The organism is Paraburkholderia sp. SOS3 (assembly GCF_001922345.1).
Classification (GTDB): Bacteria; Pseudomonadota; Gammaproteobacteria; order Burkholderiales; family Burkholderiaceae; genus Paraburkholderia.
On record NZ_CP018812.1, the window covers coordinates 2,078,338 to 2,104,322 of the forward strand.

The window sequence follows — 25,985 nt, forward strand, 5'->3', positions numbered from 1 at the left end:
TTGGATATCGCCGATCTCAAGGTCTTTGAAGCAGTTGCCCGTCTCGGCAGCATGAATCGGGCGGCGGTCGAATTGCATACCGTGCAGTCGAACGTTACCGCGCGAATCCGTTCGCTCGAACGCGAGGTCGGCGTGCCGCTGTTTCAAAGACACGTTCACGGCGTCAGCATGACACCTGCAGGACAGCGCATGCTGCCGTACGCCGCGCGCATGGCGAAGCTGCTTGCCGACGCAAAAATGGCGGCTGTGGACGATGGCCCGCCCAGCGGCAACCTGAACCTCGGAACACTCGAAACGACCGCTGCCATACGCCTCGCTCCGGTCCTCGGAACGTTTACACGGATGTACCCGAGGGTAAGGTTATCGTTGGCCACCGGCACCACCTCCGGGCTTACGCGCGATGTGATCGAGTGCCGGCTCGATGGTGCATTCGTCGCCGGTCCGCTTGACTACCCAGACCTCTTCACCGAGGCAGTCTTTCGCGAAGAGCTGGTACTGGTGAGCTCGTGCGCGATACGTTCGCTCGATGCGCTATCGACCGTTCCGGATCTGAAGCCGATTGTGTTCCGGCTAGGCTGCTCATACCGTCAGCGGCTTGAAGCGCTGCTCGCCGATATGGGAATCTTCGTTTCCGCACCGCTCGAGTTCGGTTCAATCGATGCAATCGTCACCTGCGTCGCCGCGGGCGTAGGCGTCACACTTCTGCCACGATCGGTTGTGTCGGCAAACGCCAACCATAACCAGCTGTCCGTGCACACGCTCCCTGGCGGCAGAGGCATCGTCGAGACGCTTTTCATCCGCCGGCGCGACTCATATGTCTCCAGCGCAATGCAGTCGTTTATCGACGTCGCGCGTTCGGAACTCGGCGTACGAATGGCCGCGGCGTGACGACCCTGCAAGGCTTCGACACGAGTCACCGGAAGCCATCCAGCAATCTCCGTTTCAGATATCCCCATCGCAACAAACCGCCATTGACCGAACGAGAAGCTTGTTAAGCTATTCGCACGCGTTCGCTCAACAATCCATGCATTTGGCGTCCCACGAGCAAGCTTCGCCGACGGCGACCGAATCGCCGGGCTTCGAGCGATAACGCGGGCGGCCTTTTGACTTTTAGCGGCGAGGTGTCGATGGACGAGCTCCAAATGTTGAGAGCCTTTATTGCGGCTACGCAGCACCGGAGCTTCAGTAGGGCTGCCGAGTCGCTCGGCGTAACGACCGGTGCGATTTCCAAGGCGGTCTCCAAACTCGAAGATCGCATCCAGACGCGATTGCTGCATCGAACGACGCGTTCGATCACCCTGACCGATGCTGCGCTCGCCTACTATCAGAGTTGCAGCAGGCTCATCGAGGAACTCGACGAGGCGCATCGACGCATCATGCGACAACGAGAGGTCGACAGCGGCCGGTTGCGCCTCGCCGTTCATCACGGGCTTATCAGTCCGGTGTTTTCGCGGTTTATATCGGACTACCATTCGATAGCGCCCAACGTCAATCTTCAGGTTTCCGTCAAAAGTGGCGCAGTCAATCTGTACGACGGCCAGTTCGATATGGCCATGGTGCCGGCAGCCCTCGTTGATCAGCAAGGCGTCATTCGGCGCACACTCTACCGGTCCGCTAGCGTACTCGTCGCGTCGCCGGGTTACCTCGATAAATGGGGGACACCGAAACGATTGGCCGACCTCTCTGCCCACTATCTTTTGATTCACCCCGACCTGCGTCAGAACGGTTCCAATTCGGCCGAACTGTACGAAGACGAGCGTGCGGCGAGCGTTGTTCCCATGTCTTCGATCGACGCTGACGAGGTGTCGCTGCGCGCCGCTGCGCTCGCCGGATTAGGCATCGCCACATTGCCCGAAGCGATGCTGCACGAAGATTTGTCGGTCGGCACGCTCGTGCCGGTTCTTCCACACTGCTGCGCACGCAACCCGGCCGGCGAAATCTGCCTTTTCTACTCCGATCGGGAACTGCTGCCGGTGCGCTCCAGAACCTTCGTCGACTTCTGCGTCGAATTCTTCAGAGAGGGCGGCCTGTATGCGCGCACCGGCGAAGCGGACGCGGCGGCGCTCGGGAAAGACGATGCCGCTCTCTGCCGACCGACACCGTCGGACACCGCGAAGCTCGCCGGGTGAATCGGGACATGCCTTTCAATCCGAATAGTCAGGAACCCGTATGCGACGTGCAGCGACCAGCGCAACGATGACACCGGTGTTCAACGTCTGGTGGGGTGCGCTGGCGGGCATGTGTTCGAGTCTGGTGGGGATCGGCCTCGCGCGTTTCGCATACACGCCGCTGCTGCCCGCGATCATTGCCGCCCACTGGTTTGCAGCGTCGACCGCTGCTTACCTCGCTGCAGCAAATCTGGGCGGATATCTGGCCGGGGCGTTGGCGGGCGGATGGCTCTCGAGGCGTGCCGACTCTACCCTTGTGCTGCGCACGATGATGCTTCTGGCGAGCGCCTCGTTTTTTGCCTGCTCCGTGCCGGTCTCTTTTTCATGGTTCTTTGCATGGCGCTTCGCATCGGGCCTGTCAGGCGGTGCGCTGATGGTGTTGGCCGCACCGACGATCCTTTCTCATGTGTCCTCGTCGCGCCGCGGATTCGTCGGCGGAGCGATATTCAGCGGTATCGGTCTCGGTATCGCGGCATCGGGCACCATCGTGCCGGCGCTGCTGCGCGAAAGCCTCGCCGAAACGTGGATCGGCCTCGGCGTCTGCGGGCTGTTGCTCACCGTCGTGGCATGGCATGGCTGGCCGAAGCCGCACTCGAGCACAAACGCATCCACCATCTCCCAGCAGTCGGCACAGCAACCGAAACACGCTGCTTCCCGCCGGCGGCCGCATGGACGCACTGTCACCCCTCTGGCGTTGCGCGCGTTGTACGCCGAGTACGCGTTGAATGCGGCGGGGCTGGTTCCGCACATGATCTTCCTGGTGGATTTCGTCGCGCGAGGGCTCGGCAAGGGGCTCGATGCGGGCGCGCAGTATTGGGTGATGTTCGGCCTGGGCGCGATTCTCGGGCCGCTGATTACCGGACATATCGCCGACCGCGTGGGGTTCGGTCCCGCGCTGCGCGGCGTACTGGTGCTGCAGATCGTCACGGTTGCGTTGCCCGCGTTCGATCCGGGCACCGTCGCGCTCATCGTCTCGAGCGTGCTCGTCGGCGCGGCCGTGCCGGGCATCGTGCCGCTCGTTCTGGGCCGCCTGCACGAACTGCTGGCCCACCATCCGGCCGCGCAGAAGCGCGCATGGAGTACCGCGACGACCTGCTTCGCAACGATTCAGGCGGCCGCGGCCTATGGCCTGTCCTATCTGTTCGGACACGACGGCGGCAACTACCGCATTCTGTTTGTGATTGGCACCGCGGCGCTTATTCTGGCGCTCGCGGTGGATCTGTGCTCACTGCTGTTCATCCGGCCGCGAACGCCGGCCCAATAGGGCAGCCACAGTCGATTTTCGTCACAACCCGGAGCGGCTGTATGGCTTCGTACCCTATCGCGAATACACAGAAGTAAAGGGCCATCCGATCAAGATGCAATTGACTCTCGCGACACGAATAGCGTGAGGGTGCTGTGTGTTATCGCCAATGAATTGCAGCGGTACGTCACGACACATCACCCATGTTTGCGGATCGCACCGGCGAACACGCGAGGAATTTCATGCCCAACAGTCTGGAAAGAATCAAGCACGTCGTTGTTGTCATGTTCGAGAATCGTTCTCTCGATACGATGCTCGGATGGCTCTACCCGGATGGCGATTTGCCGCAACGGGTGCTGCCCCCCGGCAGTTCGCCGGCTTTCGACGGCCTGCGCGCCGATTTCTCCAATCCGTCGCGTTCAGGAAATCGAATCTTTGTCACGGGCTCCGTGTCGAATACGCGCGTGCCGGACCCCGATCCGCAGGAGACTTTCTGCAACGTCGATGCGCAGATATTCGGACCACAAGACGGCATTGCGCCGCCCCTGCCGCCGATGCAAGGTTTCGTCCTCAACTACGAGACGACGTCGACGCGAGATGCGGGCCAGGTCATGCAAGGCCATAGCCCGATACAGGTGCCCGTGCTGTCGTCGCTGGCTCGCGCGTATGCGGTAAGCGACGCCTGGTTCGCCTCGGTACCGAGCCAGACCTGGCCCAATCGCGCGTTTGCGCACGCAGGCACATCGAACGGTCACGTCAACAACGACACCTTTGCGCGCAACCCCGGAACCCGAGGCTTGCCCGATCCGCTGGAATGGAATGTGAGGACCATCTTCAATGTGCTCGAAGACGCCGGTATTCCTTGGGCCATTTATCACGACACGACCGTCGTGCCGTCGCTCACGCGCACCATGTTCCCGCAGCTGTGGCACGACTCGCTGTCGCCGCGCTTCAAGCGCTTTTCCGCATTCGTCGATGCATGCGCGACGGGTTCGTTGCCGGCATACTCGTTTGTCGAGCCGAGCTTCCTGATCGATCCGACCGATCAGCATCCGCCGCACAACGTGAGTGCCGGCGACCACTTTCTCTATCGCATATGGAAAGCAGTCAGCACCTCGCCCGCATGGCGCGAGACGTTGCTGCTCATCACGTTCGACGAGCACGGGGGCACCTTCGATCACGTGTTGCCGCCCGCCAATGCGACACCGCCCGACGCCGCGAGCCAGAGCGGCGACGACGGGTTTGGCTTCGACCGCTTCGGCATACGCGTTCCGGCCGTGCTCGTCTCTCCGTATATCGAACGAGGCACGGTATTCCGCTCTCCGATCGCCACGCCTTACGATCACACATCGGTCCTCGCGACACTGCGCGACTGGCTCGCGATTCCATCGGCACAGATGCTGACGAGCGCGCGAATCGCGCAGGCACCGACGCTCGCACAGGTCCTGACACTCGAGACGCCGCGCGACGACCTGCCCGGGATTTCGGTGCCATTCGACGTGTTCGAGCATCCGTCGCCAGGCGAACCGATCAACGATCTGCAGATGAGCCTCGTGACCGGCACTGCGCGACGCCTGGGGCTCGACCCGAACGTCGTCGGCTCCCTGATGAATACACGCGCCGATGCGGCAGGTTTCTTCAACGGTATGGCAAGGCAACGCAAGCCCACCGGCGAATGACGCGCGCACGCGCACGCGCGCGCGAAGTTAGCGTCATACGCGCTCGTTTCAGGTTGCGCAACCAGGAGGCGCAACCTCAAGTCGACCGTCACGCGTAAGGCTTGTCGCGTTCAAACCAGCCTTCACGCGTTGCAAGCCGCAGGTTGAACGATGGGAAATCCAGTTCTTCCAAAGTGTCCAGAAATTGCGACTTCCCCAGAGTGTTTTATTCACGAAGGATACGTTCATCAGGCTCTTACCGCTTGTCACTACGTGAGGAATCGCATGCAGTGGGTACACGATTGCGTGGCCAAGGCACTGCGTTGGTGGTTCGATCACCGGATCTCCGGTGAAGCGATTCTTGATGGAGATGAACTGTTCCCGAATTCCAGGATGCTCACATCGAACTGGAAGAAAATAAGTCTCGAAGCATCGCGGACGATGCGGCGTTTGCACCATATTCCCCGCTTTCATGAGGCCGTCCCTGCACAGCAGGACATTTCGGCGAGTGACGACTCCGATTGGCGCATCTTCATCATGCGGGCCTACGGCGTGACGATCTTCAGAAATCTGGCGCAGTGCCCAACTGTCGCTGATTTTCTGGAAAAGTCACCAGATGTGCTTTCGGCATCCTTCTCGATTCTCGGACCGGGAAAGTCCATCCCAGCGCATAGAGGTCCATTTAGAGGCGTGTTGCGGGGCTATCTCGTCCTGAGCATGCCCACTCATGGCGACGGCACGCCGGCTGCCGTGCTGACAATCAACCGCAGTGAATATCGCCTGCACGAGGGCGAATTTCTTTTGTGGGACGACACATTCGAGCACGCGGTTCGAAATGAGAGTAGCGAATATCGAGTCGTTTTGTTGCTGGACATAAAGCGTCCCAATATGGCGTTAGATCTGCGGGCGATCTCGAGTATCGTCATGTTTAGTGTCCGTTTATCGATTTACGGGATGCGCTGGGTGAGCGGCCTTCGCACCGCTATTCGTGCCGCCGGTAAGGTTCGCGACGGGATGCGCAGCGACTGAAGATATCAATGTTTTTCGGCACGAGCGGCCCGCTGCCCGAGCGCACGCTGGGACTCCAACTTACCAGGTACTCGCGCTCTTTAGATGAACCGCAACGCCCAGGGCGCCGCGCCGCCGATCAGGGCACGGATGACAATGCCCCCGAGCGACCAGTGCCTGTTCTTTACTCCAGTTCCTGCAACTGCTGATGCAATACCTCGACGCGTTGCAGATGCGCGCTGCCGCGCTCGCGCAGACGTTCGGCCACCAGCGAGCAGATCAGATTGACGATGGCGGCGATCCCCGCCACGCTGTCGAACAGCATCATGCCGTCGGTATGGCAGCGGATCACCCATCGTGCGAGACGCGCCGGCTTGCCCGCAATCACGTCCGACACGTAGAGCGTGCTTACGCCCGCTTCGGCCAGCGCTGCCATCACCAGTTCGACGGCAGGCACCCGCCGGCGCAAGCCGATGACGATCGCGACGTCTTTCGCGCCGAGATCGCCGACGTACTCCGCGATCGTGTCGCCCGGCGCGGGAAGCACGATCACGTCGCCGCGCACCTGCACCAGCTCGCGGCGGATCATCGTCGCAATCGTGTGACTATGCCGGTAGCCGATGATCACCACCCTTCGCGCGCTCGCGATACCGCTCACCGCCTCCCCCAGCATCTGCCTGTCGAGCGACCGGTAGGTGCTGGCAAGATTCGTCACCTCGTGCTTCAGGTGCGCCTCCACCACTTCGTCGAGCCCGCCGTTCGCTTCTTTCCTTCCCCTCTCCTGCATATAGAGCGGCGAGCCGCCCATGAGCGCCGCCTTCGCCGTCTCGCGCGCATCGTCGTATGACGCGTAGCCCAATTTCTGAAAAAAACGCGTAGCGGTCGCCTTCGACACCTGTGCGCTCGCGGCCAGTTCCGTTGCGGTCAGCATCGCCAGTTGGCCCGGCGCGCTCAGGATCACGTCCGCGAGCCGCTGATCGATCTCCGACAACTGGTCGTAGCGCTCGGCAATCCGGCTTTCTATCGATACCGAACGCCGGTTCTTCTTCGTCTGTGTTGCAGCCATGAATGCTCGATAAAGACAGGGTGGATACGCAACGGCACAAATCGGCACGAATCGGCCGCGGCAACGCCAGGCGTTTGTCGCGGTGCAGGATCGCACCATCCCGGTGCCGCCCGCATGCGCTGCACGGCTGTCGTGCGTCGATGCGGCAAGCCGTCGCGCTCATTCTGGCACAGCCTACCCGATTACTGAAACTCCTGTTTCTTAACACTACCTTTAGAATCATACGTTTCACACGATAAATTCGTGAAACAGGTGTTTCTCACGCGAAGCTGGTACGGATCATGCCTTTCCACTACGTCGTTCACACACCACCACTACGGAGCCAACCCGATGTCACTGCCGCGCCTCACCCGTATCGTCCTCGCTGCTCTCGTCCCGGCCGCCGCGCTGTTGCATGCCGTGACGTCGCACGCCGACACGCTCGACGACATCAAGAGCCGCGGCAAGATGATCGTCGCGATCGACCCGACCTTCGCCCCGTACGAATACACCGATGCGAGCAACGCGATCGTCGGTTACGACCCTGCCATTCTGGCGGCCGTGGCCAAACGTCTCGGCGTGACAATCGAATATCAGCGCATGGCGTTCAGCGGCATCATCCCCGGCCTGCTCGCGCATTCGTTCGATATGGAAGGCTCCGCGCTCAACGTCACGGCGGAACGCGCAAAGCGCATCGCCTACGTGGTGCCCACCAGCAAGACCGTGAACGGCGCACTGGTGCGCCTCGACTTCAAGAAGATTGCTGCGAAGCCCACGCCCGAATCGCTCGCCGGCATGACGGGCGCCGTCAAGACCGGCAGCGCGCCGGAGTCGATCCTCAAGCAGTTCAACGAAACGCTGAAGAGCAGGAACCTCGCGCCGATCAACATCCTGAGCGTGGATAGCGTGGACCAGACGGTCGCCGCGCTAATGACGCGCCGCGCCGACTTCGTGTTCGACGATCTCACCGTGCTCGCGGGCGTCGTCAGGCAGAACCCCGGCAAGATGAAGCTGACGGGCGAACTCGGACCTTCGCAATGGATTTCGCTCGCCACGCGTCCCGAGGACACACGCCTGAACAAAGCCATCAGCGACGAGATTCTCGCGATGAAGAAGAGCGGCGAACTGGCCCGTCTGCAAAAGCAGTACCTCGGCGTGACGTTCGATACGCCGTCGGCCGATTTCATTCCTGCTCAGTGAGGCGGGCGGCATGAGCGAACCCATTCTCGCGCTAACGGTGAAGGCCGGCCACGGCCGCGCCTTCCAGGTCAAGGCCGGCCAGTTTCTGACGATCACGGACGTGGAAGGCCAGCAGGCCGCCGACTTCGTGGCGGTGGTTCAGGACGACATGAGCGAAAAACTCTCGCCGGTTCATACGCGCCGCCAGTTGCGCTCGCTGTTCTTCGACGTGGGCGACTCGCTGTACTCGTCGCTCGGCCGCCCGCTGCTGCGCGTCGTCGAGGATACCGTGGGCATTCACGACGCGAACGTCCCCGCATGCGACGACACGCGTTTCACGGTCGATTTCAACGTGACCGGCCATCGCAACTGTCTCGACAACATGCACTCGGGCCTGGCACTGCACGGCCTGTCGCCGTTCGACGTACCCGAGCCGTTCAACCTGTTCCAGAACGGACCCGTCACGCCGGATCGCCGCATGCAGGTGACCGACCCTACCAGCAATGCGGGCGATCGCATCACGTTCGAGGTACTCGAAGATCTGCTGTGCGCGGTCTCGTCGTGCCCGCAGGACATCATTCCGGGCAACGGCCTGCGCGTGACCGACATCGCGATCTCCGTCCACGCGGCGCCTCCGTCCGCTCTTTGCTCCGCGTAACGCACCGACACCATGCTTCTACTCAAAGACACCCCCGCCCGCGAGCCGCTCGCGCCAACCCGCGTCGTCGTGCCGGCCGGCGAAAGCCGTTCGATCGACGTCAAGGCTGGCCAGATCCTGCGCATCGAAGCAAAGGAAGCGGGCGCAGTCGCATCGATCTTCGCATTCAGCCGCGGCAATCCGGACATCTTCATGTCCGTGCATCACACGCGCGTGTTCAGCAATTCGTACGTCCTCCAGGCCGGCATGCGGATCGTCAGCAACCGCCGCCGCGCGTTGCTGGTGCTCGGCAAGGATACCGTGGGCCGTCACGACCTGCTGCTGCCCGCATCGACCACCGCCTATCTGGAAGCGAACGGCTACACCGGCCAGACCGGATGCGTGGAATCGGTTGCCATGATCGTCGCGAAAGAAGGCCTCACGCCGCCGAAGCTGCCCGATCCAATCAACCTCTTCATGCACGTCGACCTGCATCAGGACGGCAGCATCGAGCCGCAACCGAACGCCACGCGAGCGGGCGACTTCATCGCCTGCCGCGTGGTCGCGGACCTGGTGTTCATCGTCTCGGCCTGTTGCACCGGCATTCCCGGCAACGACAAGCCCGGCATGCTGGAGCTCGCGACGGCGGAAGAACTGATCGAGCTGTAACCTCGAGGACAACTGCATGTGGCTCGACCCTCAGGTCATTCAAAGCGCGCCGTCCCTGCTGAACGGCTGGCTCGTCACCGTCGAGCTGACCCTGTTCGGCGCGGCGGCCAGTCTCGTGTGCGGCCATCTGGCGCTGGCCATGCAACTCACGCGCTTTGCGCCGCTCGGCTGGCTCGCGCGCCTGTACATCAGCTTCATGCGCGGCACGCCCTCGCTCGTGCAGTTGTTCATGGTGTTTTTCGCGCTGCCGTTGATCGGCCTGGGCGGCAAGCCGATGCTGGCCGCCGCGCTCACGCTCGGCCTCAACAGCGGCGCTTACACGGCAGAGATCCTGCGCGGCAATCTGCGCGTGGTGACGCGTGGGCAGCTCGAAGCCGCGACGGCGATCGGCATGGCGCCGTGGCGCATCGCGTTGCGGATCGCGTTGCCGCAGATACTGAAGGCGAGCGTACCCGCGCTCGTCAACGAGTTCACGATCCTGCTGAAGACCACGCCGCTCGCTTCCGTGGTCGCCGTCACCGAGTTGACCTACGCCGGGCAGATGGTGATCGCGCGAATCTACACGTCTACCCAGATCATGCTCCTCGTCAGCGTCGGCTATCTCGCCGTGGTGTTGCCGGTGATCGCGCTCGGCCGCCGTCTGCAACGTGCGCCGTCCGCACGGACTGCAGGGACCACTGCGATGCGAGGCGCCTGACATGAGGTTCGATCCCGGTGTCCTCGCGGGCTATGTGCCGCTGCTGCTCGGCGGCTTCGTCGACACGATCTGGCTGTGTGTTCTCAGCGCGATTCTGGCCGGCGTGCTTGCCATGGCCCTGATCGTCGGCCGGCGTTGCGCACCGCGTGTGCTTGTCGTGCTGATCGACATGTACATCACGCTCACGCTCGCGCTGCCTCTGCTCGTGCTGCTGTACGTGACGTTCTACGTATTGCCCGATTTCGGCCTGCTACTGCCCGCGCCGGTGGCCGGCGTGGTGACGCTCGCCATCTACTACGCACCTTACGTCGCGCAGGTGATCGAGGCGGCCATCGGCGCGGTGCCGGCCGGCACGATCGAGGCCGGTGTCGCGCTCGGCATGCCACCGCTCGCGATCGCGCGGCGCATCGTGGCGCCGCAGGCGCTGCCCCTTCTGCTGCCGGCGCTGACCGGTCTGCTGATCGGTCTTTTCAAGGACTCGGCGCTGCTCTCCGTGATTTCGGTGCACGAGTTCATGTTTGTCGCCAAGGGCGTGGTGTCTGAAACCTACGCGCCGCTCGAAGTCTATTTCGCAGTGGCGCTCGTCTACTGGGCGGCGACGGCGGCGCTCGCGCACGCCACCCGCCACTGGGAACGCCGCATTGCACGCAGCCATGGCCTCGTGCCTGAACGCTAAACACCTATGAATTCGAACTCGTCTCCTGCCCTGCGCGCCCGAAACATCGTCAAGTCGTTCGGCATGCAACGCATTCTCGACGGCGTAAGCCTCGACGTCGCGCGCGGCGAAGTGGTCTGCATACTCGGGCCGTCGGGTTCGGGCAAGTCCACGCTGCTGCGCTGCCTGAACTGGCTCTCGCCGCCTGACTCCGGCGAGGTGTGGATCGGCGGCGAACGCGTCGGTCTGCGCGAGGACGCCGCGGCGCGTCCCGAGCACGAGATTCGCGCGCAACGCAGCCGGATCGGCATGGTGTTTCAAAGCTTCAACCTGTGGCCGCACATGAGTGCACTTGAAAACGTGATGGAGGGTCTGCTCTGCGTCAAGCGCATGTCGCGCCTCGAAGCCAGCGACATCGCGGTGGAGGCGCTACGCCAGGTCGGCCTGTCCGGCAAGCACGCGGCGATGCCCGCGAAGCTCTCGGGCGGCCAGCAGCAGCGCGTGGGCATTGCCAGAACGCTCGCCATGGCGCCCGAAGTCATTCTGTTCGACGAGCCGACCAGCGCGCTCGATCCCGAACTCGTCGGCGAAGTGCTCGCTGTGATGCGTGGGCTCGCGGGCGGCGCGACGACCATGATCGTCGTCACGCACGAAATCGGCTTTGCGCGCGAGGTGGCCGACCGCATCGTCTTCATGGACGGCGGCAAGATCGTCGAGATGGGGCCGCCCGCGCAGGTCATCGATCACCCTTCGTCGGCGCGTCTGCGCCAGTTCCTTCACCGTTCTACACCGCAAGAGTCCCGCTCATGACCTCCTCTCCTTCCCCTTTCACCGTACCCGCCGGACACGGCAAGGCAGTTCGTCTCCAGGCGGGCCAGGCCGTCAGGGTGGTCAATACGCACGGCACCCAGGTCGTCGATTGCTGGGCCTGGAACGCGTATGACCTCTCCGAGTACATGTGCATGGAGACGACGCGTGTCTGGAACCAGCGACTCAATCCGGTCGTGGGCGACAGCTTCGTCACCAACCAGCGTCATCCGATCCTGACGGTAGTCGAAGACACGACGCCCGGCGTCCACGACACCTTTATGGCCGCGTGCGACCGCAAGCGCTACGAACTGCTTGGTGCGCGCGGCTATCACCGCAACTGTTGCGACAACATGTTCGAGGGCATGTTCGAACTCGGCGTGACGCCGCCGCGTCCCAACCTCGCGTCGTTCAACATCTTCATGAATATCCGCGTGCAGCCGGACGGCATCACGCTGCACACGCTGCCCACCGTCACCCGGCCCGGCGAGTACATCACGCTGCGCGCGGAGATGGACTGCTTCGTGGCGTTTTCCGCGTGTCCGCAGGACATCGTGAAAATTCAAGGCCAAGGCGACAACACGCCGAAGCCCGTCGACATCGTCGTGCTCGACGATTTCCATTCCGACCTGCCCGGCACTCAGACGTGGGTCCCGGCAACCTGATCCCATACCACCAATAGCCATGGCAATTCCGACTATTCCCGACGACGCGCCCGTCTTCGCGCGCCGCGGCATCAATCTGGCCGACCCGCGTCTCGGTGCAAAGGCCGTACAGACCAGCGACGATTTCTTCGCTCCCATAGCGCGCATGCTGAACCCGGAGCCGGCCGTTTTCGTCCCCGGCAAATACGACGACAACGGCAAGTGGATGGACGGCTGGGAATCACGGCGCAAGCGCGTGAGCGGCTACGACCATTGTGTCGTCAAGCTGGGCGTGGCCGGCACGCTCGCAGGCGTCGATATCGATACGAGCCATTTCACCGGCAACTATCCGCCGGCGGCGTCGTTGCAGGCGTGTATGTCGGCAGACGACGTGCCGCCAACCGACACGGTCTGGACCGAAGTCCTGCCCTCGGTGGCATTGCGCGGCCACGCCCACCATTTCCACGCGATCGCTGCGGGCGACGCTGTCTACACGCATGTCCGCCTGAACATCTATCCGGACGGCGGCATCGCGCGCTTGCGCGTGTATGGCCGCCCAAGTGCTGTATTCGAAGCGGCCGTCGAAACCGACCTCGCTTCGGCAATGCACGGCGCGCGCGTCGTCGCTGCGAACGACGAGCACTTCGGCCTTGCTTCGAATCTGCTGTTGCCGCATCGCGCGGTGAACATGGGCGAAGGTTGGGAGACGAAACGGCGCCGCGAGCCGGGCAACGACTGGTGCATCGTCGAACTCGCGAAGCCTGGGCGCATCGCGCGCATCGTCGTGGATACCGCTCACTTCAAGGGCAACTTCGCAGATCGCTGTTCGCTGCAGGGCGCGAGCGTGACAGGCGGGACGGACGAATCGCTGGTCACACAGTCGATGTTCTGGCCGGCGCTCCTCGCCGAACGGTCCTTGCAGATGGATCATGCGCACACGTTCGCGCCGGACGCAGCGCCGCTCGTCACGCACGTACGTTTCAACATATTCCCGGATGGCGGCGTCTCGCGCCTGCGACTCTTCGGCCGCGCCGAAGGGTCGCGGCCGGAGGCGAGTTTCGCCGGAATTTCCTGAGCGACTCCGATTGGCCGGGATGCGGCCGGTAACGGACATAGTTGCGCGTCGTCCGGCAGCTGCCGTTTTCACGCTTATCTGCCCCGGCGACGGCCCTTGTCATGCACCACCCGAGCGTGAACATCGCCCGCCTCAAAAGCCCTTACGCGCATTGTCGTGTTGGCGCCGCGAGCGCTACACTGACGCCACTGCCGGTCCACGCGACGGCTCGTGTGCACCAGGCTGTCGATCGGTATCGGGAAATGGACGGTGAACCGCCCGCGCGACATCTGCGAAGCAACGTCGACAGCCGGCCTCGGTCGACGGACACCTTCAACCGCCGCCCCTTCGGGCCGGACAACGACCAGGAGACCAGCGATGCAAAACGACAGACCGCCTCCGCCGCGCGTGTCATACGTGAAAGGGATCCGGATCGGCGGCTCCGGATGGTTCGGCCGATTGCTGGCGCTCGTCATGGGCGCGATCATGCTTGTCGCGGCCGCGCTTGTCTCGGTGGTGCTGCTCGCCGTGCTGTTCGCTGTGGGTACGATCGTTGTCGGCTATCTCTGGTGGAAGACGCGCTCGCTGCGCCGGCACGCGCGTGCGTTTGGGGACGACGGTCGCACCGTCGACGTCGAAGTCGTGCAGGAAAGCTCGCCGCACGACGATTCCGCGAAACGCTAACCCTCGTTCACGCGTGCCCGCGCGGCTTGCTCGTGCGACGAGACCGCCGTGCATGTCGACGCCGCGCCGCACTGCCCGTTTTTTTTGTCCTCTTAGAATGAGGCGCGCGGCCCACCGCTGCCGCGCATTCCCCTTACTCGCCAGGAGGCAGACATGATTTCCAGCCGCGCGCAGGTCACTGAAATGATCGTCGCCGCAAGAGTTCGCAAAGGCATCAAATGGGCCGACATCGCCAACGAAGTGGGCTTGTCAAAAGAGTGGACGACGGCGGCGTGTCTTGGTCAGATGACCTTCGACAAAAAGCAGGCCGAGACAGTCGGCAAGATGCTCGATCTGCCCGATGAAGCCGTTGCATGGCTTCAGATCGTCCCTTACAAGGGTTCGTTGCCGACGCCGATACCGACAGACCCCTTGATTTACCGCTGGTACGAGGTCGTCAGCGTGTACGGCACGACGATCAAGGAACTCATTCACGAGGAGTTCGGCGACGGCATCATGAGCGCAATCGACTTTTCGATGGACATCCAGCGCGAAAGCGACCCGAAGGGCGATCGGGTCAACGTGGTTCTGTCCGGCAAATTTCTGCCGTATAAAACCTATTGAGCGCGCCTGGATCGGCCGCTGCCCGGCCGCATGCCGGTCCGGTCACGCTTTTATCGCGCCACTCGCGCGCATTGGATTGACGCCGCAGGCTTTTTTGAGCGTAGCGCCGAAGAGCACCCAGAGCGCGAGCGATCCTGTCGAAACAGCGCCCAGCACGAGAAAGGCGCTCGCGTATCCGAAATGCTGTGCGAGTACGCCGCCCAGCGCGGGACTCAGAGCGGCCCCTGCGCCCTGCAGACTCATGACGACGCCTTGCCCGACATTGACCCGGCCCGTTCCTCGCAGCAGCCGCACCACCAGCGCGGGCACCGCGACGCTCTGAAGCCCCGCGCCGATGCCGTCGAGCGCCTGAACTGGCCATACGCCCCACGCCGCAATGAACATCGCAGCAGCCATAGCGCGCAGCGGCAGCGCGAGGAAACTGATCAGGATCACGCCCCAGTAGCCGATTCGATGAATCAGGCGATTGGCAAAACATGCCGCGACGACCATCACGAGTTGCGCAACCACGATGGTCTGAGCGGTAAAGGCGCTCGGCTCCGCCTCATGCGCCGCGACGACCGCGAGGCCGTAAAGCGGCAGCATCGCCGCATTGCCCAGATGAAACATCGCAAGCGAAGCAGCAAGCAACAGCAAGGGCCGGCAGGTCAACAGAACGCGAAACCCGCTCGCATGTTCATGCTCGCGGTTCGGCTCTGCCGGCGTCGACCTGCCTAGACCGCGCGCACTGTCGTGATCGATTGCGTCGCGGCGGATCAGCAGCGTCGAGATTACCGTCAGCAAACCGGACACGCCGGCGAGGGCGAACACCGCCCCGAATCCATATCGCCATCCGAGCCAGCCCGAGAGCGCTGCTCCGACTACGTTGCCCGCGTGATTGGCCACCTGATTACGGCCAAACTGCCGGTCGAAGCCGTTTTCGCGAACGATGCCGAGCGTCGCGCCGGCCACCGCGGGACCGAGCGCCGCGCCCGTCACAGCAGTGAAGATCTGCGACGCGGCCACCATCCAATAACCGTGCGAGACCCACAGCACGAGCGACGCGAGCGTCGTCATCACGCCTGCGATCACGATAATGCCGCGCTTGTGACGGGTGGCATCGACGAGCGCACCCGCGGGGGAAGTCGCGAGCATGCCCGCGATACCGCCCAGCGTCATGACCGTGCCGATCGACTCGGGATGCCAGCCGTGCGCCTGGAGAAAGACACCGAGGAACGGCCCAATGCCTGCCTGCACGTCGGCCATGAAAAAATTCAACCCTTCGAGCGCGTACACGGGGTTCATGCGTCACCCATGGCTCTCAGGCAGTCTGCGGCGCGTCGACGAGTTCGGCTATTTCATCGACCTCGATCGTGCGCCCGTGCCGGTTCTTCACGCCGTGGCCCCAGGCATGAACGTGCGCACCCGGGCTCAGATAAGCGGCCAACTGCGCGGCAGCATGGGGCGGCATACGCAGCGACGTGCCGTCGTCCAGCAGCGCGCCGCGCAACTCCCCTTTCGGGCCAAAGAGCGAAAGGACCACTTCGCCGCATGCGTCCATCGGTTTGCGCGCGACGTGTGGCCGGTGATGCTTCGCGCCGTTGCGATGCGGACCTTCGTCGACAATCAGAACGCCGTTTTTCGCCGTCAGGCAAACGGCGGCAAGCATGTCCGCATCGCGCGGCTTGACGCCGCGAACGCGAACGACATCGCCAAGCGCGACATGACGCGCGAGTCGCTTCGACAAATGCGCAGGGAAGTGAACCTGACGGGACCCGATGACGAGGCCGTCGAGTTCACCGTGTGGATTCAACAGGAAGCGCGTGACTTTGCCGCGCGTCTCCGGAAGGCATGTGGGGTCGATCCAGTGCATTTGCGTTGTCCTGAAAGTGAGCGTGTTTCAAAGGTGTTCCGATGGCCTTGCCTCAAGGCTTGGGCGCAGCGCGGTCATAAAGCGGCGTGAGGTTGCCCGGAGAGCCGAACGCAGTCGCCTGAAGCGCGGTCCCATACTGATTCCGCGTGCCATAGCCTTGCGCCGATACCATCGCGCCCGTGCGCACGAGTGTCGCGAACTGTTGAGCTTCGGGCGGCGCGAGTTTGATCACGGTGCCGTCGGCGAGAATCACGCCGTCGGGTTCGCCACGCGGCGCAGTCGTGACATGCGCCACCTGTCCTTGTGCGCTCAGGCGCGAGAGCCCTTCTCCGCGTGCTGCGCGCGGCAACGGCGCGGCGCCGCGCATCGGCGGCTCGTCGATTACTTGCTGGCCGCTGCGCGTGTCGACGATGCGTTGCGCAGTGAAGCCGCCTCCTTCGTCGCGCCGGCCACTCGCCTCGACGATGTCGCCGCGGCGAACGGCCGAAGTCAGTTGCGTGCCCATATGCGGGGGAAAGCGCACGAGAGCGCCGTCGTCGGTCGTGAAGCCGTCGACATCGCCATCCGGATTGATGAGGAAGCGCGCTACGGTGCCCTGCGTGATCGCGAGCGAAGCCGCATCGGCAGGCGGCGCTGGCTCGGCGCCGGGAGGCGGCGGAGCCGGCAGACCGGGCGGCATCGGAGATCTGGCGAATGGCGGCAAAGCGTCTGCCGCGAGCGGCGGCGGCGGCGTTGCGGCGGACTGAGATTGCGCGGCACAGCCGGCGCTCGCTGCGAGCAAGGCGGCGAGAACGGCGATTCGCAAGCCGGGATAAGGGGGATAACAGGTCGATTGCATGATTCACTCCTTTCGCGTGGCGACGAGTGATCTGCAAGGGCTATGCCATTCGAGAAAAGCCGATGGTTCGGCGCGTTACGCGATAAAGGCGCGCCGGTCTGTCAAGAAATCGGACAGCGCCTGTCCGTTTCCTTGACGGTGCCTCGCTTAGGCCGAAGCCTCGGACATGCCAAGCGCCGCCATGCGCGTATAGAGCGACTGCCGGCTGATACCGAGCCGGCGCGCGGCCTCGGCACGGTTGCCGCCCGATGCCGAAAGCGCATGAACGATCAGCGCACGCTCGAGTTGCGCAATCGCTTGCGGCAGAGGCAGCTCGAGCAGTGTCGAGGGAATCGCGTCATCCCCGCTGTCTGCGCTCGCCGTCAGAAACGCGAAGTCTTCGCGCGTCAGCACCTGCCCGGGCGCAAGCGCACTCGCCCGTTCGATCGCATTGGCAAGTTCGCGCACATTGCCTGGCCATGCGAAGGTCGCGAGCAGGCGCTGCGCATCGGCCGAAAGATGTTTGCGCGCGACATCGGGCGATGCGCCCGCGAGGAAGTGCTCGGCAAGCGGCAGGATGTCGGCCACGCGCTCGCGCAGCGGCGGCATTCGCAACGGGATCACGTCGAGACGAAACAGCAGGTCCTGGCGGAAGGTGCCCGCCTCGACCATCGAAGCGAGATCGCGATGCGTGGCGGCGACCACGCGCACATCGACCGTAACCACCCGGTTCGTTCCCAGCGGCGTGACTTGCCGCTCCTGCAGCACACGCAGCAGCTTCGCTTGCATGGGAAGCGGCATATCGCCGACTTCATCGAGAAAAAGCGTGCCGCCATGCGCTTCTTCGACTCGCCCTCGCCGCTCGCCCTGTGCGCCCGTAAATGCGCCCTTGCCGTGTCCGAAGAGTTCGCTTTCGAGCAACTCGTGCGGAATGGCCGCACAGTTCACCGCGACGAAAGGACCGCTCGCGCGCGCCGACGCGCGATGCAGCACGCGTGCCGCGATCTCCTTGCCGGTACCTGTTTCGCCGGTGATGAGCACCGTCGAATTCGTACCCGCCGCGCGGCCGAGGCGCTTCTGCACTTCACGCATGGCCTCGCTGACGCCGAGCAGTTGCGGCTCGCGCATGTTGACTTCGTCGGCGAACACGCGCGCGACAGGCGTGCCGACCTGCGCCGATAGAATGCGCGCAAGCAGCGCCGCGATTTCGTCGCGCCCGACGGGCTTGGTCAGATGCTCGAAGGCGCCGAGCCGCATTGCGCCGATGGTATTGTCGCTGGTCGCGTGCGCGGTCAGCATCACGACCGGCACGGTCTGCAGCCCCGGCGTCGTGCGCAGCGTCTTCAACACGGCGAGGCCGTCCGCGCGAGGCAAGCGGAAGTCGAGGAAGATACAGTCGGGCGCCGAACGCGCGCGCAACTGCTCGAACGCTTCCTCGCCCGACGTCGCTTCGATCGGCGAGTGGCCGAGGTCTTGCACCGTCTCCGCGAGGCCTTCGCGAAAAGCATCGTCGTCGTCGATGATCAGGATGGTCGCCATGGCAAGTCGATCACAAAGCGCGTCACATTCGAATCTTCCGCAAGATAAGCGCGGCCGCCATGCGCCGACGCAATTTCGCGCACGACCGCAAGACCAAGGCCCGATCCATCCGGGCGGCCCGTCACGAACGGCTCGAAGATCCGCTCCCGCTCAGCCGGGCTCACGCCGGGACCATTATCGACGACTTCTAGCCTGAGCCGTTCGCCCTCTTGCGCCGCCGCGGCATACGCGCGAACCGTCACGGTTCCGCCCGACGGCGCGTGCCTCAGCGCGTTCACGAGAAGGTTGTCGAGCGCGCGCGCCAACTGAGCGGGGTCGAACACTGGCTGCGTCGGCTTCTGCGCGACCTCCACGCGAAGCGCGACGTGCCTCGATTCGGCGCGCGATTCATGCGTGTGAACGATATTGTCGAGCCATACGCGAAGATCGACCTCGCGCGCGCGGACCGTCACTGATTGCGTCAGCGCAAGCAGGCTCGTCACCTGCAACTCGATGCGCCCCACCTGCTCGATGATCGTTCTCAACGCGGCTTCGCGGCGTGCGCCGTCACCCGCAAGCGCGTTTTCGGCCTTCAGTCGCATCGCGCCTGCCGGATTGCGAATTTCATGGGCGATTTGCGCGGCCATCTTCCCCAGTGTGCTGAACCGCTCTGCCTGGGCGAGTTGCCGGTTCAGTGCATCGGCATCGCGCTTGAGCCGCTCGGCCCGCTCGCCATAACGATTGAGCGCATCGACGATCGGGTCCAGATCGCGCTCGCCGACGCGCTCGAGCCGCTTGCCCTGCTCGAATGCACCGTTAGGCGCGAGCGCCGTCTCGAGCAGCGCGAGATTCTGTCTCCATCGTTTGAGCGTCAGTGCCAGAAACAACGCGAGCACGACGATGACAGCGAGCACGCCCGCAAGTATGGCCGTCGCGCGCTCGCCGTACGGTCCAAGCGGCGGGCGAGCGCGCGTGAGCGTCCATGCGAGCAGGTTCGCGTGACGCGGCACGGGGCAGGCCACCGCGAGCACGGCGTCGGTTCCGCTCGACACGATATCGGCCTGTAACTGGCCAGTACTCGATGCGCCTTTTAGCGCACGCAAGATAAGCGGCATCTCGGCTTCGGGAATGTCGCGCTTGACGCCGCTGCCGCCATAGGTCGGAAACGCGTAAGCGATAAAGCCGTGCGACGCATTCGAAGGCGGCTCGCCGGTCCAGAAGCCGCCTTCGATGCCATCGGTCTGGACCAGCACGAGATCGAGCACGGCGTGCATCAGGTCGACGTTGGTTTCGCCGGGCCGTTGCATCGACAGGTCGTAGCGCGACGCGACCGCCGTGCAAGCGGCGGCGGCCTGCTGCTTTGCGGCAACGACGCGCTCGCTTAGCGCCGACGACAACATGAGCCATACCGCGACGCTGAGCAGCCCGCACAGTGCCGCAATCAGAATCCAGAGCGTGAGAAGCTGGGTGGAAAACGACGGTCTCGGCATAAGAGATCATGAGCGGGCGCAAGTGGCGCAATGAGCAGCAAATTCTCTGCCCGACATCATACGACCGAATTGAGCGCGCCTCGCCGTCGCGCCGCGCTTTTCCCCGTCCTCATCCACGATTTACATTCAGGTCTGATTTGAATAAATATCCTATATCACAAATTACGAATAAATGAATTTCAACGAGTGAGTGCATTTATGGCAAATCTGCCTTTCAAATTGTTGATAAGGCTTTCATGAATAGTTAATATGGCGAAACGATGCGTTCACGGATCCGCATCATCAGCAAAAGAGGAGACATCCAGACAGTCAAAAGATTGCGTGCCCAAACGTTTATTCCGGGCAAATTGCATTGCGCCGCCTCGATGTGTATTGAAGGGAAGTTATTAATATCAAAGAAGTGGCGGCAGCGTTATGTAACGGTTAATCAGGGTTTCCCAGCGGCCACGAGCCGGGTGACTGTCAAAACGTCTTCAATTGATCCGCCTCCCGGTTCGAACATGGCAAATCGTTCGGCTGCGAGGAAACGCCCTCATCATTTCATCATTATCTGATTTGCCCGGATTTCTCATTCAATACGACATTTTTAGACCAGCACATACGTACTTTCAAATCAGATTTCGCAAATGAAAAAGTCCTTCATCTTTGCTGCGCTGTCGGGCGCTCTGGCTACGGCCGCACATGCACAAAGCAGCGTTTCATTGTATGGCCTCGTCGATGCCGGCATCACCTATACGAACAACGTAAAGGGACACGCGAACTGGCAGGAAACAAGTGGTTCAGTCAACTCGAGCCGGTGGGGCCTGCGCGGCAACGAGGATCTCGGCGACGGCTTGAGGGCCATCTTCACATTGGAGGGCGGCTTCAGTACGAACAACGGCACGCTAGGCCAGGGTGGACGCGAATTCGGCCGACAGGCGTTTGTCGGCCTCGCGAGTAAAGACTATGGCACCGTAACCTTCGGCCGCCAATACGACATCATGGTCGACTACGTCGAACCACTTGGGCTCGCAGGCCAGCAATACGGCGGTACGTTTAGCGCTCATCCGTTCGACAACGACAACCTGGACAACACGTTCCGCTTGAATAACGCGGTCAAGTATGAAAGTCCGAACTTCGGCGGCTTGAAGTTCGGAGCGGTCTACGCCTTCTCGAATACCGCGGGCCAGTTCTCGAACAATCGTGCCTACAGCGCCGGCGCGTCGTACAAATACAAGGGGCTTACGCTTGCGGCCGCGTACCTGCAACTGAATAAAGACCTGTCGGGTGCGACTCCCGCCGCAGCGCTTGCGAGCGTCAACAGTGCCGGTGCGGTGGCCGGCGACAACACGCTGCTGGCGGGCCGCCAGCAAACCTGGGGCGCCGGCGTGAACTACGCGATCGGCCCTGCCGTGGCGGGCTTCGTGTACTCCCAGACCAACCTCACGCAAGGCTTTGGCGTCAATCCGGCCACGGCCGGTCAGACCATCTCGTTCGGCGGCAATAGCGCTCATTTCCAGAACTTCGAATTGAACGGCCATTATTCAGTGACGCGCGCGTTGAGCATCGCAAGCGGTTACACGTACACGCAGGCGAATTTCGGCTCGGGATCCGAACCGAAGTGGGGGCAATTGAACATGCAGATCGCCTATTACCTGTCGAAGCTCACCACGGTTTACCTCGAAGGCGAGTACCAGCATGTAATGAACCGAGAAGGCCTCAATGGCCAGATCATTGGAGCGATGATCAACAACACCTCCAGTGGCGGTGCGTCGTCGACGAGCAACCAGGTGGTCGTGACGGCAGGCATGCGTCTTCGCTTTTAACCGGCTTAGCCGCGCCGCGGTAGCGAGACGTCGCTGCAGCGGCGCGATTCAGATCATGTGACGGCCGCATACCCGCAAATCGGCGTCGACCGATCGGGCCACACGTCTGCGCTTCGCGCCGAGCGCTGCCACGCGCATGTGCCGGCCGTCATCGCTTCACGCGTCTCTTTCGGGGTCCGTCCTGCCATGCATTGCTGCTATCAGGCTATGTAGATGTTCAGCACTGAACGGCTTGCGCAGCGATGCGCATTCGAACCCCGTCTCGCGAGCATCGGGAGCATCGCCACCGGAGGCGAACACTATTCTGATATCCGGATGGCGTGCGAGCGCCTCTCTCGCGAAATCGACGCCCGACTGGCCGGGCAGCACGATATCCGTCAAAAGCACGTCCGGCCTGTTCATTGCGAGCATCGGCATCGCCTCTTCAGCGCTGCCCGCCTGTTGCACGTCATAGCCGAAGCTCATCAGCAATTCGCTGACCGCCTCGCGCGCCGTAGCGTCGTCGTCCACGATCAGAATCGATAACCCCGCCGGCGCATGAGCCGCGCCCGACTGCGCCGGCCCGGCCGACGATCCGGCCAGCGCGGGATTCGCGTCTTTCGCGCGAGCGGGACCCAGCAACCGGCGGATCTTCGACGCCAGTTGCTCGCGGCTATACGGCTTGCTCAACAGGTGTACGCCCGGGTCCAGACGGCCGCCGTGGACAATCGCGTTCTGCGTATAGCCCGAGGTGAAAAGAACCTTGAGGTGCGGCAACATGCGCGTCGCAAGTTTCGCGAGCTCGGTGCTGCGCATCGTGCCGGGCATCACGACATCGGTGAACAACAGGTCGATTTGCGCGCCGCTTTGCACGATCGCAAGCGCGCTTTGCGCGTCGTTTGCCTTCAGCACCGCATAGCCCAGTTGCTTGAGCGTTTCGACCACGGTCGCCTGCACGCGCCGGTCGTCCTCGACCACCAGTATGGTTTCGGACCCGCCCGTGAGCACAGCCGGCGGCAACGGCTCCAGTTCGGTCACACGCTCCATCGAGCGAGGCAGATAGATCTTCACGATCGTTCCATGCCCGGGCTCGCTGTAGATCCTGATATGGCCGCCGCTCTGCTTGATAAAGCCGTACGCCATGCTCAGGCCCAGTCCCGTGCCTTGCCCTTCCGGCTTGGTCGTAAAGAACGGCTCGAAAGCGCGCTCGAGCACGTCGGCAGGCATGCCGGTCCCGGTGTCGGCGATCGCGAGCAGCACGTATTGGCCCTCGCGGACGTCCGCGTCGAGCGCCTTGTAATGATCGTCGAGCATGGCGTTCGACAGCTCGAGCGTCAGCTTGCCGCCTTCCGGCATGGCGTCGCGCGCGTTGATCGCCAGATTCAGCACGACATTCTCAAGGTGATTCGGGTCGACCAGCGTGTTCCACAGACCGCCCGCGACGACCGTTTCGACGTGAATGATCTCGCCCAGCGCGCGCCTGAGCAGATCGTCCATGCCGCGCAGCATGACGGCCAGGTTCACGACGATCGGCTGCAACGCCTGGCGCCGCCCGAACGCGAGCAGTTGCGACGCAAGGTTTGCCCCATGCTCGACCGCTTCGATCGCCTTGCCGAGACGCTCTTTCGTCCAGACGTCGCGGCCGTGCCGCCCTTCGAGCAGTTCGAGGTTGCCGCGCAACACCTGCAGCACATTGTTGAAATCGTGCGCGACGCCGCCCGTCAGTTTGCCGAGCGCCTCCATCTTCTGCGACTGAAGCAGCGCGGCACGCGCCTTTTCGAGTTCTTCGTGGGCCGTCTTGCGCTCCGTGACATCGCGCGTGATCTTGGCGAAACCGATCAGTTGCCCCTCGTCGTCGCGGATCGCATCGATGACGACGTTGGCCCAGAACCGGCTGCCGTCTTTCCTGACGCGCCAGCCCTCGGTTTCGAAACGCCCTTCGGCCGCGGCCGTCGCGAGGCTGCGCGCGGGCAGACCTTCGGCCGCATCTTCGGCCGTATAGAACCGGCTGAAATGTGCTCCGATAATTTCGCCCGCTTCATATCCTTTGATGCGCGCGGCGCCAAGATTCCAGTTGGTCACGTGCCCTTCGGGCGACAGCATGAAGATCGAGTAATCGGTGACTCCCTGGACCAGCAGCCTGAAGCGGCGTTCGCTGTCGACGACGGCTTCATAGGCGAGGCGCTTGTCCGTCGTGTCGCGTACGATCTTGCCGAAGCCGTTGAAGGTGCCGTCCGGCGCATAAAGCGCCGTGATGAGCACGCTCGCCCAGAACCGGCTGCCGTCTTTTCTCACACGCCAGCCTTCCGTGTCGTATTGCCCGTGCTTGCGCGCGGTGTCCAGCACCATCTCAGGAACGCCGTCGCAGCGATCCTCCGGCGTGTAGAACACGGAAAAATGCCGGCCGATGATTTCGTCAGCCTCATAACCCTTGATGCGCATGGCGCCCGGGTTCCAGCTAGCCACTTCCCCTGCTTCGGTGAGCCTGAAAATCGCGTATTCGGATACGCGTGTGACCAGCGACCGTAGCCATAAAAAATCGACTTCTTCGTGCTGCTCGCCGTCCATCAGATCTCTCATTCAGATTTGCGCGAATACATTGCGTGCTGTTTCGTTCGCGCGATTGTCTTCCAATGCGCTGAGCGTGCCCGCGTGCACGCGATCTGCCGGCCGACAGACCGCGGCTTACGTCGGGACGCCGGTTCGTGGCATCGACGGTACCACAATCAGACACGGGCGCAAGTTCTCAGGTCCCCGCTTAAAAGACGGATATACGCCTTTCCGAGGCGGCGGCAAGCCATGTGGAATGCGGATTGCGGTTCGATAACGGCGGGCAAAGCCTGCGCAATTGTTAGTCATGCCATTCGATTGGAGGCTTCTCATGCGACTTCTAGTAACCCAGGACGGACTGCCGCGCGTTTCATGGGGTGCGGTATTCACAGGCGTTGTCATCTCGCTCGTTGTTTATCTCGTCATGAGCGTGCTCGGCACGGCAATCGGTGCTTCGCTTCTCAATCCTCTGTCTCGCCCCGATCCGGCGCGTGCTTTCGGTTTCGGCTCGGGCGTCTGGCTGATCGTCACGACCGTGGTTTCGGTCTTCGCCGGCGCCTATTTCGCCGGCCGCTGCGCGCCAGTGCTGGGATGGATGCATGGGCTGCTGGCATGGGCCGTCATGATCCTCTTCGTTGTCTTTGGCATGGCGTCGGTAATCGGCGGCGCGATTGGCGTGGCCGGCAACGTCGCGTCGGCCGGGGCGACGGCCGGCGCGGCGGCGGGTCAGTCGAAGGCGGGCAATGAGGCCATCGACAACCTCACGCAGCAGGCGCGCAGCGCCATCGCGTCGGTCACTGAAGCGGCCTCCAGTCCGCAGGCGCAAGCCGATGCGCGACAGGTCGCCGATTCCGCGGCGCGCACCGTTGCGCGTGCCAGTTGGTTCTCGGTGGCCGGGCTGTTCGTGGGCGCGGTCATCGCGCTCGGCGCGGGCGCGCTCGGGTTCAGGCACCAGCCGACGGTCGAACGGGGCACCAAGACCGGGCCGGCATATGCCGGAGGCGTGCCGCTCGCCGACGGTCCCGCCGGCGACATGGGACGGCGCGTGCGCTAGCCGCGAGGCGTGATCCGCGACTTCAGCAACGCGGAGGACGTTCGTCACGCGGCCTCCGCGCCCCGCTTGCGAATCGCCGGCCACCAGCGCGCCCGCGGTGCCTGCCGGGGGCAAGGGAAAGATGCCATCTGACGTGGGAACGTCGGATGCTCGGTCGTTAGCGCCCGCT

Annotated in this window: 24 protein-coding genes; 17 read left to right on the forward strand and 7 right to left on the reverse strand. The window is 63.1% G+C overall.

The window, feature by feature from the left end:
• From BTO02_RS29400 to BTO02_RS29420, 5 genes are all read left to right on the forward strand, one after another.
• Nucleotides 1–888, forward strand: coding sequence for a LysR family transcriptional regulator (locus BTO02_RS29400; protein ID WP_075160567.1), 888 nt, complete (start codon nt 1–3; stop codon nt 886–888).
• A gap of 239 nt (nt 889–1,127) precedes the next feature.
• Nucleotides 1,128–2,129, forward strand: coding sequence for a LysR family transcriptional regulator (locus BTO02_RS29405; protein WP_075160568.1), 1,002 nt, complete (start codon nt 1,128–1,130; stop codon nt 2,127–2,129).
• 40 nt (nt 2,130–2,169) lie between these two features.
• Entirely contained in the window at nt 2,170–3,432 is a 1,263-nt protein-coding gene (locus tag BTO02_RS29410; RefSeq protein WP_075160569.1) for a YbfB/YjiJ family MFS transporter, read from the forward strand.
• A gap of 221 nt (nt 3,433–3,653) precedes the next feature.
• The gene (locus BTO02_RS29415) at nt 3,654–5,090 is read left to right on the forward strand and encodes an alkaline phosphatase family protein (protein ID WP_075161500.1); all 1,437 of its coding nucleotides are present in this window, start codon (nt 3,654–3,656) and stop codon (nt 5,088–5,090) included.
• 264 nt (nt 5,091–5,354) lie between these two features.
• Nucleotides 5,355–6,098, forward strand: a complete 744-nt coding sequence (locus tag BTO02_RS29420; RefSeq protein ID WP_075160570.1) for an aspartyl/asparaginyl beta-hydroxylase domain-containing protein — start codon at nt 5,355–5,357, stop codon at nt 6,096–6,098.
• 163 nt (nt 6,099–6,261) lie between these two features.
• Here BTO02_RS29420 and BTO02_RS29425 read toward each other — a convergent pair whose 3' ends face one another.
• A complete protein-coding gene (locus BTO02_RS29425; protein WP_075160571.1) occupies nt 6,262–7,143 on the reverse strand; it encodes a MurR/RpiR family transcriptional regulator in 882 nt (293 codons plus the stop codon).
• 330 nt (nt 7,144–7,473) lie between these two features.
• On the opposite strand from BTO02_RS29425, the gene BTO02_RS29430 reads away from it, so the two are divergent.
• From BTO02_RS29430 to cynS, 10 genes are all read left to right on the forward strand, one after another.
• Nucleotides 7,474–8,322 carry a transporter substrate-binding domain-containing protein gene (locus BTO02_RS29430; RefSeq protein ID WP_075160572.1) on the forward strand — a complete coding sequence of 283 codons (849 nt, stop codon included), beginning with the start codon at nt 7,474–7,476 and terminating at the stop codon, nt 8,320–8,322.
• Between the two features lie 10 nt (nt 8,323–8,332).
• The gene (locus tag BTO02_RS29435; RefSeq protein ID WP_075160573.1) at nt 8,333–8,959 is read left to right on the forward strand and encodes a DUF1989 domain-containing protein; all 627 of its coding nucleotides are present in this window, start codon (nt 8,333–8,335) and stop codon (nt 8,957–8,959) included.
• Between the two features lie 12 nt (nt 8,960–8,971).
• The gene (locus BTO02_RS29440; protein WP_075160574.1) at nt 8,972–9,607 is read left to right on the forward strand and encodes an urea carboxylase-associated family protein; all 636 of its coding nucleotides are present in this window, start codon (nt 8,972–8,974) and stop codon (nt 9,605–9,607) included.
• Between the two features lie 16 nt (nt 9,608–9,623).
• A complete protein-coding gene (locus BTO02_RS29445; RefSeq protein ID WP_075160575.1) occupies nt 9,624–10,304 on the forward strand; it encodes an amino acid ABC transporter permease in 681 nt (226 codons plus the stop codon).
• 1 nt (nt 10,305) lies between these two features.
• A complete protein-coding gene (locus BTO02_RS29450; RefSeq protein ID WP_075160576.1) occupies nt 10,306–10,980 on the forward strand; it encodes an amino acid ABC transporter permease in 675 nt (224 codons plus the stop codon).
• Nucleotides 10,981–10,986: 6 nt separating this feature from the next.
• Nucleotides 10,987–11,769 carry an amino acid ABC transporter ATP-binding protein gene (locus BTO02_RS29455; protein WP_075160577.1) on the forward strand — a complete coding sequence of 261 codons (783 nt, stop codon included), beginning with the start codon at nt 10,987–10,989 and terminating at the stop codon, nt 11,767–11,769.
• Entirely contained in the window at nt 11,766–12,431 is a 666-nt protein-coding gene (locus BTO02_RS29460; protein ID WP_075160578.1) for a DUF1989 domain-containing protein, read from the forward strand. The genes BTO02_RS29455 and BTO02_RS29460 overlap by 4 nt, the downstream gene beginning before the upstream one ends.
• Nucleotides 12,432–12,450: 19 nt before the next feature.
• Nucleotides 12,451–13,485, forward strand: a complete 1,035-nt coding sequence (gene alc / locus BTO02_RS29465; RefSeq protein ID WP_075160579.1) for an allantoicase — start codon at nt 12,451–12,453, stop codon at nt 13,483–13,485.
• A gap of 357 nt (nt 13,486–13,842) precedes the next feature.
• On the forward strand, nt 13,843–14,148 hold the full coding sequence (locus BTO02_RS29470; protein WP_075160580.1) for a hypothetical protein: 306 nt from the start codon (nt 13,843–13,845) through the stop codon (nt 14,146–14,148).
• Between the two features lie 153 nt (nt 14,149–14,301).
• On the forward strand, nt 14,302–14,751 hold the full coding sequence (cynS, locus tag BTO02_RS29475) for a cyanase (protein ID WP_075160581.1): 450 nt from the start codon (nt 14,302–14,304) through the stop codon (nt 14,749–14,751).
• A gap of 42 nt (nt 14,752–14,793) precedes the next feature.
• On the opposite strand, the gene BTO02_RS29480 is transcribed toward cynS, so the two are convergent.
• The 5 genes from BTO02_RS29480 to BTO02_RS29500 form a co-directional block, all read right to left on the reverse strand.
• Nucleotides 14,794–16,035 carry an MFS transporter gene (locus tag BTO02_RS29480; RefSeq protein ID WP_075160582.1) on the reverse strand — a complete coding sequence of 414 codons (1,242 nt, stop codon included), beginning with the start codon at nt 16,033–16,035 and terminating at the stop codon, nt 14,794–14,796.
• 16 nt (nt 16,036–16,051) lie between these two features.
• Nucleotides 16,052–16,603 (reverse strand): hypothetical protein, encoded by a 552-nt coding sequence (locus BTO02_RS29485; protein WP_075160583.1) that lies wholly within the window; start codon nt 16,601–16,603, stop codon nt 16,052–16,054.
• Nucleotides 16,604–16,655: 52 nt separating this feature from the next.
• A complete protein-coding gene (locus BTO02_RS29490; RefSeq protein ID WP_075160584.1) occupies nt 16,656–17,441 on the reverse strand; it encodes a hypothetical protein in 786 nt (261 codons plus the stop codon).
• A 147-nt stretch (nt 17,442–17,588) separates the two neighbouring features.
• Nucleotides 17,589–18,959, reverse strand: coding sequence for a sigma-54-dependent transcriptional regulator (locus BTO02_RS29495; protein ID WP_075160585.1), 1,371 nt, complete (start codon nt 18,957–18,959; stop codon nt 17,589–17,591).
• Nucleotides 18,944–20,428, reverse strand: coding sequence for a sensor histidine kinase (locus BTO02_RS29500; RefSeq protein ID WP_075160586.1), 1,485 nt, complete (start codon nt 20,426–20,428; stop codon nt 18,944–18,946). The genes BTO02_RS29495 and BTO02_RS29500 overlap by 16 nt, the downstream gene beginning before the upstream one ends.
• Nucleotides 20,429–21,054: 626 nt before the next feature.
• Between BTO02_RS29500 and BTO02_RS29505 the strand changes: the two genes are divergently transcribed.
• Nucleotides 21,055–22,233 (forward strand): porin, encoded by a 1,179-nt coding sequence (locus tag BTO02_RS29505; RefSeq protein WP_075160587.1) that lies wholly within the window; start codon nt 21,055–21,057, stop codon nt 22,231–22,233.
• 156 nt (nt 22,234–22,389) lie between these two features.
• Here the strand turns inward: BTO02_RS29505 and BTO02_RS29510 are convergent, their stop codons facing one another.
• Complete coding sequence (locus BTO02_RS29510; protein ID WP_075160588.1) at nt 22,390–24,792, reverse strand: hybrid sensor histidine kinase/response regulator; 2,403 nt, start codon at nt 24,790–24,792, stop codon at nt 22,390–22,392.
• A gap of 301 nt (nt 24,793–25,093) precedes the next feature.
• Here BTO02_RS29510 and BTO02_RS29515 point away from each other — a divergent pair, with 301 nt between their 5' ends.
• Nucleotides 25,094–25,816: a hypothetical protein gene (locus BTO02_RS29515; protein ID WP_198039282.1), complete on the forward strand. Its 723-nt coding sequence runs from the start codon at nt 25,094–25,096 to the stop codon at nt 25,814–25,816.
• Nucleotides 25,817–25,985: the final 169 nt, after the last annotated feature.

What these genes read in the sequence shown, in the direction of transcription:
- cynS (WP_075160581.1), top strand. Translation starts at nt 14,302, where the DNA reads ATGATTTCCAGCCGCGCGCAGGTCACTGAAATGATCGTCGCCGCAAGA.
- BTO02_RS29505 (WP_075160587.1), top strand. Translation starts at nt 21,055, where the DNA reads ATGAAAAAGTCCTTCATCTTTGCTGCGCTGTCGGGCGCTCTGGCTACG.
- BTO02_RS29510 (WP_075160588.1), bottom strand. Translation starts at nt 24,792, where the DNA reads ATGAGAGATCTGATGGACGGCGAGCAGCACGAAGAAGTCGATTTTTTA.
- BTO02_RS29455 (WP_075160577.1), top strand. Translation starts at nt 10,987, where the DNA reads ATGAATTCGAACTCGTCTCCTGCCCTGCGCGCCCGAAACATCGTCAAG.
- BTO02_RS29515 (WP_198039282.1), top strand. Translation starts at nt 25,094, where the DNA reads ATGCGACTTCTAGTAACCCAGGACGGACTGCCGCGCGTTTCATGGGGT.
- BTO02_RS29470 (WP_075160580.1), top strand. Translation starts at nt 13,843, where the DNA reads ATGCAAAACGACAGACCGCCTCCGCCGCGCGTGTCATACGTGAAAGGG.
- BTO02_RS29425 (WP_075160571.1), bottom strand. Translation starts at nt 7,143, where the DNA reads ATGGCTGCAACACAGACGAAGAAGAACCGGCGTTCGGTATCGATAGAA.
- alc (WP_075160579.1), top strand. Translation starts at nt 12,451, where the DNA reads ATGGCAATTCCGACTATTCCCGACGACGCGCCCGTCTTCGCGCGCCGC.
- BTO02_RS29450 (WP_075160576.1), top strand. Translation starts at nt 10,306, where the DNA reads ATGAGGTTCGATCCCGGTGTCCTCGCGGGCTATGTGCCGCTGCTGCTC.
- BTO02_RS29410 (WP_075160569.1), top strand. Translation starts at nt 2,170, where the DNA reads ATGCGACGTGCAGCGACCAGCGCAACGATGACACCGGTGTTCAACGTC.
- BTO02_RS29490 (WP_075160584.1), bottom strand. Translation starts at nt 17,441, where the DNA reads ATGCAATCGACCTGTTATCCCCCTTATCCCGGCTTGCGAATCGCCGTT.
- BTO02_RS29480 (WP_075160582.1), bottom strand. Translation starts at nt 16,035, where the DNA reads ATGAACCCCGTGTACGCGCTCGAAGGGTTGAATTTTTTCATGGCCGAC.
- BTO02_RS29495 (WP_075160585.1), bottom strand. Translation starts at nt 18,959, where the DNA reads ATGGCGACCATCCTGATCATCGACGACGACGATGCTTTTCGCGAAGGC.
- BTO02_RS29415 (WP_075161500.1), top strand. Translation starts at nt 3,654, where the DNA reads ATGCCCAACAGTCTGGAAAGAATCAAGCACGTCGTTGTTGTCATGTTC.
- BTO02_RS29500 (WP_075160586.1), bottom strand. Translation starts at nt 20,428, where the DNA reads ATGCCGAGACCGTCGTTTTCCACCCAGCTTCTCACGCTCTGGATTCTG.
- BTO02_RS29460 (WP_075160578.1), top strand. Translation starts at nt 11,766, where the DNA reads ATGACCTCCTCTCCTTCCCCTTTCACCGTACCCGCCGGACACGGCAAG.
- BTO02_RS29420 (WP_075160570.1), top strand. Translation starts at nt 5,355, where the DNA reads ATGCAGTGGGTACACGATTGCGTGGCCAAGGCACTGCGTTGGTGGTTC.
- BTO02_RS29485 (WP_075160583.1), bottom strand. Translation starts at nt 16,603, where the DNA reads ATGCACTGGATCGACCCCACATGCCTTCCGGAGACGCGCGGCAAAGTC.
- BTO02_RS29405 (WP_075160568.1), top strand. Translation starts at nt 1,128, where the DNA reads ATGGACGAGCTCCAAATGTTGAGAGCCTTTATTGCGGCTACGCAGCAC.
- BTO02_RS29445 (WP_075160575.1), top strand. Translation starts at nt 9,624, where the DNA reads ATGTGGCTCGACCCTCAGGTCATTCAAAGCGCGCCGTCCCTGCTGAAC.
- BTO02_RS29440 (WP_075160574.1), top strand. Translation starts at nt 8,972, where the DNA reads ATGCTTCTACTCAAAGACACCCCCGCCCGCGAGCCGCTCGCGCCAACC.
- BTO02_RS29430 (WP_075160572.1), top strand. Translation starts at nt 7,474, where the DNA reads ATGTCACTGCCGCGCCTCACCCGTATCGTCCTCGCTGCTCTCGTCCCG.
- BTO02_RS29435 (WP_075160573.1), top strand. Translation starts at nt 8,333, where the DNA reads ATGAGCGAACCCATTCTCGCGCTAACGGTGAAGGCCGGCCACGGCCGC.